12 protein-coding genes are annotated in these 15,911 nt (G+C 35.8%); all 12 read right to left on the reverse strand.

Annotated elements, in window-relative coordinates; genetic code table 11:
- Window positions 1–127: 127 nt before the first annotated feature.
- On the reverse strand, window positions 128–790 hold the full coding sequence (locus tag DET59_RS09100; protein WP_113969368.1) for a DNA-binding response regulator: 663 nt from the start codon (window positions 788–790) through the stop codon (window positions 128–130).
- A 101-nt stretch (window positions 791–891) separates the two neighbouring features.
- Entirely contained in the window at window positions 892–1,353 is a 462-nt protein-coding gene (locus DET59_RS09105) for a hypothetical protein (protein WP_113969369.1), read from the reverse strand.
- Window positions 1,354–1,715: 362 nt separating this feature from the next.
- Window positions 1,716–2,945, reverse strand: a complete 1,230-nt coding sequence (locus DET59_RS09110; protein ID WP_113969370.1) for a hypothetical protein — start codon at window positions 2,943–2,945, stop codon at window positions 1,716–1,718.
- A gap of 2 nt (window positions 2,946–2,947) precedes the next feature.
- Window positions 2,948–3,361, reverse strand: coding sequence for a hypothetical protein (locus DET59_RS09115; RefSeq protein ID WP_113969371.1), 414 nt, complete (start codon window positions 3,359–3,361; stop codon window positions 2,948–2,950).
- A gap of 78 nt (window positions 3,362–3,439) precedes the next feature.
- Entirely contained in the window at window positions 3,440–4,603 is a 1,164-nt protein-coding gene (locus DET59_RS22030; RefSeq protein ID WP_258549628.1) for an HNH endonuclease, read from the reverse strand.
- A gap of 68 nt (window positions 4,604–4,671) precedes the next feature.
- Window positions 4,672–5,361: a hypothetical protein gene (locus tag DET59_RS09125; RefSeq protein WP_113969372.1), complete on the reverse strand. Its 690-nt coding sequence runs from the start codon at window positions 5,359–5,361 to the stop codon at window positions 4,672–4,674.
- A gap of 27 nt (window positions 5,362–5,388) precedes the next feature.
- The gene (locus tag DET59_RS09130; RefSeq protein ID WP_220154060.1) at window positions 5,389–6,249 is read right to left on the reverse strand and encodes a hypothetical protein; all 861 of its coding nucleotides are present in this window, start codon (window positions 6,247–6,249) and stop codon (window positions 5,389–5,391) included.
- Between the two features lie 99 nt (window positions 6,250–6,348).
- On the reverse strand, window positions 6,349–6,678 hold the full coding sequence (locus DET59_RS09135) for a helix-turn-helix domain-containing protein (RefSeq protein WP_113969373.1): 330 nt from the start codon (window positions 6,676–6,678) through the stop codon (window positions 6,349–6,351).
- 109 nt (window positions 6,679–6,787) lie between these two features.
- The gene (locus DET59_RS09140) at window positions 6,788–9,775 is read right to left on the reverse strand and encodes a type III restriction-modification system endonuclease (RefSeq protein WP_113969374.1); all 2,988 of its coding nucleotides are present in this window, start codon (window positions 9,773–9,775) and stop codon (window positions 6,788–6,790) included.
- Between the two features lie 13 nt (window positions 9,776–9,788).
- Entirely contained in the window at window positions 9,789–11,642 is a 1,854-nt protein-coding gene (locus DET59_RS09145; protein WP_113969375.1) for a site-specific DNA-methyltransferase, read from the reverse strand.
- Window positions 11,643–12,395: a DUF4391 domain-containing protein gene (locus tag DET59_RS09150; protein ID WP_181778101.1), complete on the reverse strand. Its 753-nt coding sequence runs from the start codon at window positions 12,393–12,395 to the stop codon at window positions 11,643–11,645.
- Between the two features lie 20 nt (window positions 12,396–12,415).
- Window positions 12,416–15,658, reverse strand: coding sequence for a helicase-related protein (locus DET59_RS09155; RefSeq protein ID WP_113969377.1), 3,243 nt, complete (start codon window positions 15,656–15,658; stop codon window positions 12,416–12,418).
- Window positions 15,659–15,911: the final 253 nt, after the last annotated feature.

Here is a 15,911-nt window from a genome sequence, read left to right on the forward strand (position 1 = left end):
TTTTCCGGTTATACAAAATTCAATTCCCCATTTTCACGTTTTTTGAATCAATAGGCGGAATTTTTCCGGTTATTTAAGCTATTTTCCATTCGATTTACTAATTAAGCGGAATTTTTCCGTCTATTCTTCAGATTGAGTGCTTAACCTGATCCCCCAAGCGATAGGAACGGATCCTTTTGATTCCAGATGAGGGAATCAACATCTTTTTCTCAACTAATTGAGAAAGTAACTTTTTTACCGTCTTGTCACTTATCTTCATATACTTCTCAACTTCTATAGGGGATATCGTATTTCCTTTTTGAATTGCTAGCCGAAGCACTTCTTTCTCGGCATAGGATAGAGTGGTCTGGTCCAGCTCATCACCTAACCACCGTCCAATTACCTGTTGAACAACTTGCTGACATCGTCGAGGTTTTTCTTTCACTTGATCATAAGAAAAGCGGATGACAGTCCACCCATCCATCACCAACTGGTTTTGGCGCTCCAGACTGTCGGAAAATTGCCATCTGCTTATATTCTTTAAGTGAGGGCCATACCCGTCGACCTCAAAACAAATCCGGATAGCCGGACGAATATAAGCAAAATCTAAATACCGTTTTCCGTCTTTAAAATCATCGATTTCATACTCTGGATGAAGATACTGAAACTGATAAAACGAAGGCCACCAAACTTGCTTCAAAAACAACTTTTCAGCCTGATTGTGACCTTCTTGTAAACGCCTCAACCGTTCACCTTTTCTTTCCTGAGAGTGAGCAGTCATAAAAGCCTGGTACTCTTCTTTAAATCCCACAGCAATCCCCCTCAATAATTTTTAACCTATTTATCAAAAAAAAAGATTCGTTAAACAAAATGAATGTGAAAACTGTTCTTTCCTCAATTTCTTATACTTATCTACCCCTCAATCGGAACCATAAAATCATATTCAGGAACTCCATACTTGGCACTCATCTTTCTCCGATACTCTTCAAATGTTAAGTGAAAATGTTCCGGTGGGTTGCCAAATAGGATGGTAAATACTCCGTTTTCGAAGGAAATTAAGTAACTTTTCTCCTGATTAACATTCTTCTCCATAAGTGATGCCTTTAACTCTTCCACCTGCGCAACTGTTAGACTATCGTTCAACATCACCTTTTCGCAACTTCCATCTTTATTTACCAATACAAACATACCGTGTCCTTCACATTCCTCTTCCTTGTACTTAATAGAGTTTTCGGTATATTTTTCTATTGTTTTGGTGTAATAATAACCGCACACCATACAAAAGATGTACTTCTCATGAGTTTTGTAATAATCATCTACAAAAGCAGAACGTTCACAACCGGGGCATTTAATAGCATACATAATCGATGCCAAGAATGAATCATCTCCATTATTTCTTTATTTGGATTTTCTGAGAGTTTTTTAAAATGAATGTGTGTAAAATCTAGAGGGAAAAAGAGGTTTAATGTGGTTCAACTGAAAAGAGAGATTAAAAAGCAAATAAAGAATCAAGGGGTAGATAAGAAAAATTTGAGGGAAGAACTACTTTAAGTCTAAAATATTTTTCTTAATTGTCAATCTATTTTTAGCACCTCAATCATTCCTTCCTTTTACTTTCTATTTGCCCTTTTTGCCTCCCCAACATTTAGGAGAGGCATTTGGCTAACTACCTCATTTACTTATGGTACGGTTCACCGTAACATTGGATAGGGTAAACAATTGATTAAATAAGGGAGCTATTGGGCTCCCTTGAATGTATGATTAATATATTCTGCAATGCCCTTTTTAGCATCAGGCATAGTATAGGTTGATGCAATTACGCTTATAGTGACATTTTCAATAATACTTAAATCAAATTGATCTTCAAATTGCTTCGAATATACTATCTTCCAGTCTATATCAGATTCGGTATCAATAATTTTAAACCATCTTCTTATCGTATCAATTGCATATATCTTGCCGACAATTTTAACTTCTCTTGTAGAAATTTGTCTTATTGCCTCTTTAATTGTCAGGAAAGTTCTTTCATTTAATTCAAGCTTTTTATAACCAGCAAGAGAAATTTCTATAGTGCCTTTTTTATAGTAAGGTCTTACCATAGATAACAAGTTATACATATGTTTCCGTGCATTAATTAAATTACTACTCATCATTTGAACAACTGAATGAACATCTCCTGCTTCTGCTGTTGCCAGCACCTTATATAATAATAAATACGGTAGACTCGGAGGGGTATCAAATAAGCTTAGCTGACCTTCGTTATTTGGAGATAGCATTATACGAATACTTCCAGCTTTTAAGTATACTGTTGGTTCAGATAAAAGTTGCTTCTTCCTTTTATCAATACTATTATACTCCTTGCTAACACCAACAATGAATGCTCTTAATGGATTCATTGTGTTTAAAAGTTCATTTAGTAATACATTTGGATTTGTATCAACCCTTATTTCAAGAGGGTTTTCACCATCTACTGTAATATTCTCACCAAAAACTTCGACTCCAAATAAGCCATCTTTACTCCTAATTGTAATATCACTTAGCAGTAATCTTGTACTAGATTCTGAAACAGCAGCCAGTGTTAGACCACTTAGACTAGTGTATATCACGGCACTTACATCAGTATTTCTTATTTGCCCAACAAGACTTCTTCCTTCATATTCATCAGACATTCTCACGTTGAAAAAATCTACCTTTAGCTCTGCATCAACCACTATATCTCCTATTTCCAAAGATGCTTCCTTACTTACTGAGGAAAGCTTCAGTCCAACTTTAGATCCATTAGTAGTTGCAAAATTTATTACTGATGTGATCTTCCAAGAACTTATTAACATTTCATTTCTATACTGGTGAATAGTATACTCTTGCCCGCTTAGTACTCTAGACTGAATCCAAGAACCTGTTACTATGTATTCTCCAGGGGATAGTTTCTTTGAATTATCTACATAACCTGCTATTCGGTTAGCCATTACTATCCCTCCAGATTTCTAAGTTTTTCTTGATAAGCTTTTAAATTAATTTCAGTCTGCTTTAATTCAGCTGCTGATAATTTTATTCTATAATTGGATGCCCTTTCGATTAAACACTCCGCTACTTCAATTTCTCGCCTATAGTAATCAATAGACCCCACATCAACATGTCCATCCCTATGATATTGCAATGCATGTCCCAACTCTTCATAAATCATGGCTTTCCTAAAAACATCGTCGTTAATTGAAATATCTACTGCTCCTGTATCAAGGTTCAGTGATGCTGCGCCCTCTGCTCCAAAAAAAGATAACAAAGAACCTACTCCAGGATCATGAGAGCTTCTGTAAACACTTATATGTACATTTGGATTCATATATTCAAAGAATTTAATTAACTTTCCTGTTTTATCAATCATAGTATTCCCCCAAAAACTAATTGATAAAACAATTTTAAACTCTTCTACCATTAAAATCCATATGTATTTCTTATTCTATTAATTAGAAGCTAACGTTAGTTTCTTCTTTAATAACATTTTTAGTTCTTCTACGGTTAGAATAGAATTCTTCTTACGGTGAATCATTCTATGACAGTTTGAACAGAGAGGAACCAAATCAGTCTCTGGATTAATATCTGTTTCTTTCCCCATGGAAAATAGGGGGTTAATGTGATGAACTTCTATAAAACCGCTTCCACGTTCTCCATAAATTTCTTTAAAGTCAAATCCACAGGCTTTACAAGTAATTCCGTGTATTTCAATAGCTTTAGCTCTATTTATAGGATTACGTTCATATCTAGTACCATAATATTCTATATTTTTTCCATCTCTATAATAATAGTCTTCTTGTGCGGCCTCGATTTCAATATCTTTTTGGACAATATTAGTTAGTAATTGGAAACGTTCTTCCTTAATAAGTGATTCTAAGTTAGTACTCTTTTCTTTTTCCCACAGCTCAGTAGTTTGTCTATCTGGTTTATAGTGCGCCATTGTAACACTATCATTTTCTATCTGCATATCGATTTCAAGAAGTAATTGGATGCCTTTTCGTTTAGCGGATGTTAACAGCTGCTTTTTTATTTTGTGCTCCACCATACTTTGCTTAATAAGCTTTTCATTCTCCGTTACAAGCACATGATATCGGTAGGGACCCTGTTGTTGTGTTTCAACAAAATCTTTCACAGTCAATATGTAATATTTCGTTTGTTGCCCCTTTAAATATTCTTTAGTATTGAGGAGATCAACTAAATTTGAATTTTGAAGGCTGGCAAATCCACTGCTTGTATTATCGGAAAAGTTATCGGAAAAGCCTCTAATTAAAAAGGAATCCCAGTCGTTACAGTTGAATACTTTCCCTTCTTGTTCTTCATAAAATTCTTCCCATTTAGAATGTGGTAAGTTAGGAAATCCCATTTGTGCTGCTACCCAGGTAAAAAAACCTTCCCCTGGAAGCCTTGTATTTTGATTTACCACAATTGCTGAAAGAGGGGGAAAACCATATTGTATACAACGCTTGGAAATCTCCCCTAATGGTTCATTTAAACGAATTGGAGAGATTATTCCACCTAGTTCATTGCTAATTTTGTTGTACTCTACGACCTGCTGTTTCGTTGCATATTCAATAATTATTTTACTTATCCTTTGTAGTATTTTTTCATTCACGTTTATCAGACCTCCAAAATATCTGCCCCTTCAACGATATTCCATATTTTAAAAATTGCTTAAGGGTATTAATAATTTTTGTTAAGTGCCCTACACATTTCATTAATTGCTAGTTCTTTTAGGTTTTTTTCTGTCCTCCAACGCCTTGGGTGTGAATAACGACTTTTTTCATCTTTAGCCACTACTAATCTATCCTCTAAAGCTCGGGACCATTTTATTAAGTTCGACACGTTTTCAGTAAATACATTATTTACAAAGCCCATAATAACAAACCTAGACGACACACATGCTTTTAAGAACTCTTGTTCAGTTACTGCCACAATGTCTTGTATAAGCGCTAATTTTTGAACATCACTTTTCTCTATAATAACTCTTACTTTTTTGTGGTAATCTTCTGCTTCTTCACCTTTGCTTTGGACAACGTTTGATATGTTAAAGATCTGAACAATTCCATCTGGAGATCCTAGATTAGCATGTTTGTAGCCCTCCCGAATAACTTCAATGAGATTCTGCATTGTAAGGTCTGCATAATCTTCAGTCTCTAACACATTCAGGAGACCTTTTCCACTTTTGAAATCTGCCCAACCCTTAGTGTGCTTAAAATCAAATGAACCAGGATTAGTCATAAAAACAGTACCTATGATGGCATCAGACGAACCGAACTTAATCTTTGTATTTTGACGAATGAGTAGAACTTCATCTTGATTAATTATTCGTGTCATTCGTGCAGCAATACGCTCAGGATATTTCCTTACCATAAAAGCACCTCTTTAATATTTATCATCCTAGTCTACTGAAACTAATTGACCATACCTACAAACCTCACAAACAATTAACAATTCCTCCTTATCTCTTTGTTCTCCATCAGGACTATATATTTCAAAGTTTCTACTCCCACACTTCTTACATCGGTGATTTCCAAATGGATCTTCCTTCTTAGCTAAAAGATTTTCAAAAGATGATGCTACTGCGGTACACAAAGTTAAACATATAGACGCTTCATATATGGTCCTAGTATCTGAATGAGTAATTTTGTTTGCAAAATCCCAGGCTGCATTAGAAATCTTCCTTAAATGGTCTCTCAATTCTGAGTTATCCCCATCTGGCAGCAGGCCCCCGATTGCTATCCTACTCCTGTTTTTAAAGTCACTTCTTTTGGGTTCTTCTTCTCCGTCTTCTAAGAATTCTTCAGAAAATATGTTATGACCAAGCACGATCAATGCCTCTCTACAAATCATCCCTACTGATTGTATCTCTTCCGTTTCAATGGCATTATTCAAAACTGCTGCGGCTTGTGTGAGCTTTCTTCTTACTGCAATTGATATTTCTATTCCTTTTTCGATTTCTTGTATTTTTTTCGATGGCTCTTTTCTGTCATCATTTAATAATCTAGTCATTAAACCCAAGTGAAAGGAGTAAGCTTCATCCGTTGAAAAATAATATGCATGGTCTTGAGGATATAAATTCATTGGTAAACCTTCGCCTTCAACCACCCACCAAGATCCGTCTTCATCTGTTTTGACATTCCACACGGTGACTTCAAAGCCTAAATCATTGTATGATTGTTCTGGCTTAGAATGAATAACATTGCATTTACATTGTCCCTCCACGTAATTTTCAACTTCTTCTTTTGTTCTAGTGCTCATTCTTTTCTCCCTTCGTTACTTTGACTTCATAATAAATAAAAGAGCAGCCTAAATATTGCTATTCATTGGCTGCTCTTCTGAAGTAGTTAATTTCAAACATCAATCTTCATTCAAATATTCGTCGATTTTCATTTTTACTTTTGTTCGAAGGTTCTCATGTCCGTTCTCAATTTTTGATAAGGTTTCTAAACCTATTCCTAGTTTCCGAGACAGCTCTCTTTGTGTGAGCCCTTCGGCTTTCCGTTTACAAAAGACGTCCATTGCTAATGATGACGGCAACTCGTAAGTATCGCTGTCATCATCCCAATCTGGTTCCCAGTCGCCATTCCCTTTATCGAACTCCATGTCCAGGTATTCCTCTATACCCACTAGCGCTCGGAGTTCTTCTTCTGTTTCATACATGAAACCATGGCATAAATTGCTCTTCATATTATCCGCACCTTTTAGTCAAATTACAAACAGAGTGTATTGTGTTTATCCCGTCTGTTAATTTGAGTAGAACCATTAGGCACTGATAATGCAAGGGTAAAATACAGGTCTATATTCCCGTTTTGAATTTTTCATAGCTGTTAGCGAGCATGTATGTGACCCCGTTCTCCAATGCAGCAAAGTGCTTCCGACCACATGTGGTCTTCCCATCTTCTTTCATACGAAGATCCTCCTGGTCAGTACTCCCCTTTGTTTCAACTACGAAGAATAGCGTTTCTACGCCCTCTTTTTCAACCATTACTGCCCAGTCAGGGTTGTAGTTCCCCAGCGGTGTATCTATTACAAATGATGATGGGAGCTTAACAAATAACTTAACGTCTTCATCATTGTTAAGCTTTTCTGCAAATGCCCGCTCTACACTGGAATCATAACGGATATAGTTATAGACTGACTTATCATTGGACACTTCGACTGCATTAGCCTTCATGTAACCGACAAGCTCTTGATGCTCGAATAAAGATTGTTGATAAAATGCATGGTCACCTATACGCTCATATTTAATGCCATCAACAATTAACTTCTTCTTTTCTCTGTTAATGATCTTCATCACAGTTTCCATGAATGCTTGTGGATTTTTTTCAAAGTCTTTCAAGCGTTTGGAGCCAATTAAGATGTCAACAAGTGTACGTCTTTTAAGGTTGGTCTGTTCCTGTAAATAACGGAGAATGTCTGGCAGACGCCGTTTCTCTTCCAGCGCTTCATATACACGCATAGTCTGCCCTTCACCAGACACCCCTGATTGATCCACTTTCAATAAGGCATTTTCTCGTTTGATTTTCCTGGCTTTAAATGCATCCAGCTTTTGTATCGCATCTATACAGCGGCTCTTGAGTAAATCGGAATCCAGATCTACCGAATAAGTCGTTTTGTATTTTATCTGGTTCCATAGTTGATTAAACTCGTCGCTGAGGAGAACTTCTTTATTAAGCTTAATATCCACTTCGTCTTTCTTATTGAAGATCGGCAGCTTCTTAATGGAATTTCTTATGACCCTTTCAATATCCTGCTTTATTTCCTGAAATTCATCTGGAACATCGAAAGTTTCAGCTGCAATTGCTTCCTTCAACTTGTTTTCAACCTTTCCTTTTTTATCAAGGAATTTTTCTTTAACAAGAAAGGAATACACTTTGGCAGAATAATCATAGCCTATTTCCTTGGACTCTCCAGTCACCTCATCTGTCAGAGTGATGGTAGAAAAGGATTGTTCCTCAAGGTATCCAAACTTAACACCTGTCTCATCTTCCATTTCCTTCTGGAGTGATTCAGCAAAATCTTGGTACGCTTCATTTGCAATTACTGTAAGGACATTAACATTTTCGTCATATTGTCTTTGTCCATCTTGATTGACAGATAGTCGCAATCCCCGACCAATTTTTTGCCGTTTAGTGAAGGGATCTTTGGTTTCAACTAAAGTACATATTTGGAAAACGTTAGGATTATCCCATCCTTCTTTAAGGGCAGAGTGGGAAAAGATAAATCGTAAAGGTGTTTCAAAGCTTAGCAATCTCTCTTTTTCTTTCATTATAAGTTCGAATGCAGATTCATCGTCTTTATTAGAACGTAGGCTGCCATCTTTTGTTACCCTGCTATCTTTAAAATTGCCGCTCTTATCTTGTGAAAAATATCCATCATGTACTTCATCTGCACTCTGGTTCGAAATATACTGGTCTTCTTCAAAGAGCGATCGATATTTGGGTAACTTAATAAGGGAAGTATATTCTTCTTCAAAAATTTCGGCATACTTTCCTTTTTGCCAAGGTTGCCCTTTTGGATAAACCCGATAGTTCTCTACTTTGTCTATAAAGAAAAGAGTAAGTACTTTGATACCTTGGTGGACAAGCCTTTTTTCCTTATCTAAATGCGTACGAATTGCTTCTCTTATTTGATATCTCTTGAGTAAGTCATCATCGATACCACCAATCGATTCTCCCAGTTTCAGTACCTTACCATTTTCAAATTCAACCATTTCATTTCCAGGATAACAGTCGATACCTTCTACAATATAACCATGGTAGAGTTCCCTCTCACCAGATAACAGATATAAGTTGTTCTTATTGTTGGGATTTATTTCTTTTTTTACCCTGGTAACAGAACCATTTTTCTTTTTCTCATCTATTTCCACAGTTGCCTTATAACCGTTTTTATTGGAGACACTCAACAGCTTAATGTATGGGTCGTTATAGTCGTCATCGGAATTGACGGATAGTACTTCAATTTTCTTAACAAGCTTCTTCTCATAAGCATCAACAGGGTCTAGCTTGTACATTAGATTGTATGTGTCCCTATGGGTAGCAGAATATCGCAATTTACAAAGTGGATTCAATGAAGCAATGGCTTCCTTTGCTTTGTCCGTGTTATCAACACTTTGCGGCTCATCAATAATAACTATAGGGTTTGTTTCTTGAATAAATTGAATTGGCTTTTTCCCGTTCATTGTGTCTCTTTCACGGTGGATAAGATTAGCCTTATTCTCCTTTTCTGGATCATCAAAACTTTTCTTAAAGGCGTCAATATTAATTATCATTACTTCAATATTGGTGCTCGTTGCATATTCACGTACTTGTTCTAGTTTAGAGGAATCATATTTAAAGTAGTGACAATGTTGTCCAGGGTACTCATTTGCAAAATGTTCTTCAGTCATTTGAAATGATTTATATACTCCTTCACGAATAGCCACACTCGGCACAACAATAATAAACTTAGAAAAACCATATTTTTTGTTCAACTCAAAAATGCTACTGGTATATACATATGTTTTTCCCGTACCTGTTTCCATTTCAACTGTAAAATTCCAATCTTGAATACTATTGCTTTTCTTAAGATGATTTCTCACCTGTACCTTTTGCACATTTTCTAGAACTTCTGCTTCGGATAGTTCCAGCTTGTTTCCAATTCCAAGCTCTGTTATTTCTTGCCCAACAATATCACCCATACTAACTGTAAAATTTGATACCTTTGCTGCTTGACCCTCAAAGATATCGGTGATTGAGTGAGTAGCATCAAGCTGATACTGTTGTTTATCAAACTTAATCTTCATTTTTTCACTCCTCTTATATCACTCGAATATCCTGTACACCATATCTTTTTAGTATTTGCTGAGCGTTTGTACGGACTGTATCATCTCTGAACCCCTCATCATAAAAAACAATCCTTGCAGGCTTTAGCTTTGCCATTTCTTCTATTTGTAATAGATCTAAGTCTTTGTCAAGACATATGATCAAATATCCCATCCCTACAGAATATACTGTATTTTTTTTAATGTTTATCTCTTCAATTGGAGCTGCCAAATCAATACCGTACTTAGACAAAATTTCGAAAACAACATCTCCTTTAGTACGTCCCTCTTTAACAGGTTCAACTATATCCAATAGGCTCTTTTCAAGGTCAAGGGACTCTTCATCCCACATCTTCAAATTGGTCTCATCAAGTTTAAACACTTTAAATCCAATATCCAGTTTTTCTATTCCAACTTTCCCTTTATTCTGTTCGATAATTTTATTACCAACAAGTCGTATCCTTTCTTTCGAGAGCTCAGAGATATTCTTGAAACCTGCCTTATATGCCTCAGTATTTTTCTCAATTTCTTCAGGTATCTGAATAGTAATGAACCTTCTCGTACCTCCATCAGAACTATTTAAATCTAACACTGAGTGAGCAGTTGCAGCTGATCCTGCAAAGAAATCTAAGATTATATCGTTTTTATTTGCGTTAGGTGCTATTTGTATTAATCTCTTAATAAAGTCAATGGGTTTAGGGTGATCAAATACTTTCTTTCCGTCGAATAAATCTCTTAGATCTCTAGTAGCTTTTTTATTCCCATCTAAATCATTCCATAAGGGAGATGGGCGTTTGGTTCTGCCTTCTAAATAATATTTAACATATGGCCACCAAATTTCATTTTCTCCTCTTTTGGATTTCTTCCATAAGATATATCCCTCATCTAATAGCCTTTTGTAAGTTTTTTGTTCAAATCTCCAACAGCTTTCATAACCTGCTGGCGCAATAGGATATACTTCATTACCATCTGGATCTATAACAGGATAGTACATTCTTGGTCTATCCTCACGTCGATCATTACTACCTGTTTTTCTCATTTGATCGTATGCGTACTTCCCTTTTTCATCCTCATTATCAAACCTTTTTAAATCGTGTTCTGTGAGTGGAAGTCCACTTAAGTTAACATTTGGATTTTTACTGTATGCAAGAACAAAGTCAAAAGAACTACCCAATCCACCACTATCTTGACCTGTTGTTTGACCTGTTGCTCTAACAATATTGCCGAGAAAATTATTTTCACCGAAAATTTCATCACAAACTTTTCTTAAATTATGAAGTTCATGATCATCAATGGAAATATAAATAACTCCATCATCACTTAGAAAATTTCTAGCTAATTTTAATCGTGGATAAATCATATTTAGCCACTCTGTATGATATCTCCCATTTGTTTCAGGATTAGATTTCATACTTTCCATGTTTTTTTCTTTATAGTTATTTAAATTATCATGATAGTCATCTTTATAAATAAAGTCTCTCCCTGTATTATAAGGGGGATCTATATATATAACTTTCACTTTATTTCTGAATGAGCTTTGTAATATTCGTAAGACCTCTAAGTTATCACCTTCTACAAAAAGGTTCTTAGTAAAATCCCAATCAACACTCTCTTCCTGGTACGGGATCAATGTGCCAGTTGTTTGTTTTTGTGCCAGTTTAATAGCCTCTGTTTTCCCGTTCCAAGTAAATTCATACCGTTCTTTTTCTTTTTCTACATTTTCACCAAGAGCTAGACACAATTTATCGATATCTACTTTGTTCTCTATAAATACTTCTGGGAATAGCTCTTTTAACTTTTCTATATTATCTTGTACAACATCAAATGTTCGTCCTTCTAATTTCTGCATTTAACACAACTCCTTTATGTGCTGTAATTGAGATTGGATATGTTGCTCGTGTTGCTTTATCTTCATGTGTAAATCCATTTTTGCACCAAAGTCAACTTGGCCTTTCTGTTCAAGCTGCAATTGTTCAACTTCCTTACGATGTTTTTGAACATTACTTAATATGCTAACTGCTTCTTTGCTCTTGTCTGAACTGGTCGGTACTGTCCCTATCAACTGAATTAATTCTTCACATCTTATCCATTGATGAATATCTTCATAAATGCTATGTAGGTTTTCAAAAGATAAATTTGAAACGACCAAAGCGTTCAGTAATTTGGAATATGCAGTATTTTCTTCCTTCGGCTTAATCCAGTTAGTAATAGTTGGTTGTTCGACAACCACTTTGGTTTTGTCATTTTTATTAAGCTTTTTGTGACTTGTACTTAAAAGAATCTGACCTTCTGAAGATCCCACTATTAATACGACTGGATTAGGGATAGACTTATGAACAGCACCAATAATCCTATTTATATTTTTTTCCGCTCTAAGCTCAACGTATATCCATACTACTTCTGCATAATTGAATTCGTCATCTTGGTAGATTGGGATATTCGTACTCTGCTGATTCATAACACTTAATAGATAAATCCCCTCTATCTGGGAAGTAAACATTTCCTTCTCAGATGTAGAAAGGTCCGCTTGAGTAAAAAATGCTTTCTTTGGAATCTTGCGGTTTAACACAGCACGTTGAGGTATCTGCAAACGATTAATCAACCATTCCCTCATTCCATCACCTACTTTATCACTAAAAATGATATCAATTCAAAATCATCAGAGGTTGTAGCTGTTTCTTGTAAAAGACTAGAATTTCCAAGACTGAACAACGATTCCATTCCTTGCTCTTCAACAATACCGAGTACAAACTCGACTGCTATATCCAACAGATACTTGTACGAAGACATATCCTTCATATCCTCTGTTTCACGATTGAACTGATGAATTAACTCATTGAACACGTCTGCTTGGCCATTAGCAACTTTACGGAAGAGATCCAGTATCTGCTTTGACTTTAAATGTCCTAAGAGCACCTCTCCATCCATATTCATATACACTAGATAATATGGATATAGTGCGCTTGTTTCTTTTACTTGTACTACTGCATTGCGTTGTTTGATACAGAAGATTACACCTGTTTCAGTATCAATAGACGGAGCCAACTGAAGCGATGTGACCGCATGTAATCCTAGAGGAGCAGTCTCAATTTCCTTCTTATTGGTATCCATGTAATCAAGTAAATCCATTTTAAAGTCGTTCAGAGTCAAGTCTGTGATAGAGATTCCCCCAGAGATATCCTCTAAATCAACAACCTCTTCCTGTAGCTGCTTCAATTGCTTTTTACGATATTCTAAATCGTTCATTTGCTTCTTTTCATCATATTCAATTACGTTTTCTTCACCTGTCGCCGAAATATCAAGGAGCACCATTCTGCCGCTGACACGAGCTTCTAAGTTAATGTACTCATCAAGATCCATGTTTGGCCAGAAGTTCACCAGTTGGATAACATCATTCTTAGAGCCTAAACGATCGATTCGACCAAACCGTTGGATGATTCGGACTGGGTTCCAGTGAATGTCATAATTAATAAGGTAATCACAGTCTTGCAGGTTCTGACCTTCCGAAATGCAGTCGGTAGCAATCAATATGTCGATCTCATCCCGAATTTTGGAATCTATTTTTATTCTCTCTTTGGATACGGGTGAAAAGTGGGTTAAAATTGCGTTTAAATCTTTCTGGACTCCTTTGAGTGTGGTCTGATTGCCTCCAGAACCTGTTACAAGGGCAGTATTTATCCCATGTTGCTTCGACACCCATTGTGATAACTCACCATATAAATAGCTTGCTGTGTCGGCAAAAGCTGTAAAAATAATGATTTTCTTATTTTCGCCATTGATGGGATGAAGGAGCTTATGGTCAATCATAGATTTAATCCTATTCAATTTGGCATCACGTGGCGCTTGAACTTTTGCTGATTCAATCAGTAGGTGCTCGAGTTTCTCCTTATCATCCTGTAAATCTTGCTTCCACTTAATTCGGTCGATATCTTGAAGGAGGACTTTTACTTTCGATCCTATTAGCATATTTTCCACATCATCATCGTCAATATCGATCTCATTAATATTAATATCGGCATTAGAATATTGCTGAATATTATCAAGCTTTAGTAACAAGTCATCGATTTTTCTTAGAAGAGAAGCTACCGTCATACCAAATGAATGGATAGAGCTTTCCATACGTTTTAGTAAGTTAACCCTCATTAAATGAACAAGACTGCGTTCACGGTCAATTTGTTTAAATACTGAACCGCCTTTTACTTTCTTATCATATTTACGACTATACTCTTCTTGCTTTTCAGGCATTACATACTTTAATGGTGAGTACGCACTTAAATTTAATCTGTTAATGAGCTTATTAACTTCCTTTATTTCAGGGAACTCATTGTACTCATCAATATCAGCATATATATTGCTTGGTTTTAATCGTTGTGGGAACTTCCCAATTTCGGACATATCATAGTATTTTTCAATATGTTTTCTTGAACGAGCAATTGTCACTGCATCGAGCAATTTAAAATAATCAAAGTTTAACATTTCCAGAAGATTATCTGACTTTCGCTCTTCTTCATCTAACTTGAGCCATTTATTGAAAGAGAGTTGTGCTTTTCTTAAAGTTTGTTCGATGCTTTCAATGCCTGCTGATTCCAGAGCTTCATCTTTACCTTCTGTAATAAAGGCAACTTGATTTTTCAAATCATTCATTTTGTTGTTTACTGGAGTTGCTGATAGCATTAAGACCTTCGTCTTTACCCCTGCTTTGATGATTTGATTCATTAATCTGGAATAACGGGTTTCCCTGTCATTTCTAGCCTGGTTATTCCTGAAATTATGCGACTCATCAATAACAACTAAGTCATAGTTACTCCAGTTCACAGTAGACAAATTAATATCCCCTGATAAACCACCTGTACGACTCAAGTCAGTATGATTTAACACATCATAGTTGAAGCGATCAGTAGAGAGGACATTCCTCTTATCATTTTGAGTGTAAACCAGCCAGTTTTCTCTTAATTTTTTGGGGCACAAAACGAGTACTCGGTCATTCCTTAACTCGTAATACTTAATAACAGCCAGGGCTTCGAATGTCTTTCCCAAACCTACACTATCTGCAATGATACAACCGTTATGTTTTTCCAATTTATCAATAGCTCCGAGTACACCATCTTTTTGGAACTTATAAAGCTTATTCCAAATTGTAGTGTCTTTAAAGCCAGTTTTTGATTTTACAATCGCATCCTCATCGAATTCTTCCATGTAGTCACTGAAGATATTATATAGCGTGACATAGTAGAGAAACTCTGGAGAGTGATTTTCATAAATTGTTGCGATTCTTTCCAGAACTTCCTCTTTCACCTCTTCAACGATAGTGTCGTTCTTCCAAGCTTCATTGAACCACTCAATATATTGCTTTGTTAGAAGAGGTTCATCCATTAGAGAATTCATGTGAAGATTTGGTGAGTATGTATAGCCTAAACCGCTGCTGGTAAAATCTGAGGTTCCTTGAATAGCCACTGATGTACCATCTTTATTTTCAATATGGAACAGACGATTCTGTATTAATGGTGATGTCAAAGACTTCATCTTTACTTTAGCACTTATCCAATTAGCACATTCTTTAGCTATTTTCGCCTGTGTAAGTTCATTCCGCATCTTAATTTCAAGTTCTGAACCAGATAACCTTTTCTCTCGACCTGTCTTGTCAATGTCTGTAGTACCTTGTGTATGTTTTTCTGAAGTAAAGGTAGGGTCTATAAATAAAAACCTTACCTCATCCACCTTCATTAATTCCTTCTTTAAAGCCTCGAACGCATATATCGTAAAGTAGGATGACATGATCGCTACCTTGGCATCTTTTTTAAAATATGGTTTCAATGCATCTCCCACAATACCAGACCTTTTGTTATCTAACATTTTTCCTATCATCCTTACACCTCCAAAAAGACAAAAATATAACTATTCTACTACTTTTATTCTACAAGACTTTCCATCAAGGATAAATCAATTTTACAAAAATAGTAATCTCTCTTTCTAACCAATTTACTATATGTAAAAAAATGTAAATCTTATACAATGAAAAATATTGAAATTTTTTGACCCCAGGTAATGTTTTATATGAAAGGTTTGTACGTTGATCGGTGCCCACCCGTTCCTTTTAAAGGAGGTGAGCTTCTGTTGC

It is taken from the genome of Rossellomorea aquimaris, from assembly GCF_003315075.1.
Lineage (GTDB): Bacteria > Bacillota > Bacilli > Bacillales > Bacillaceae_B > Rossellomorea > Rossellomorea aquimaris_C.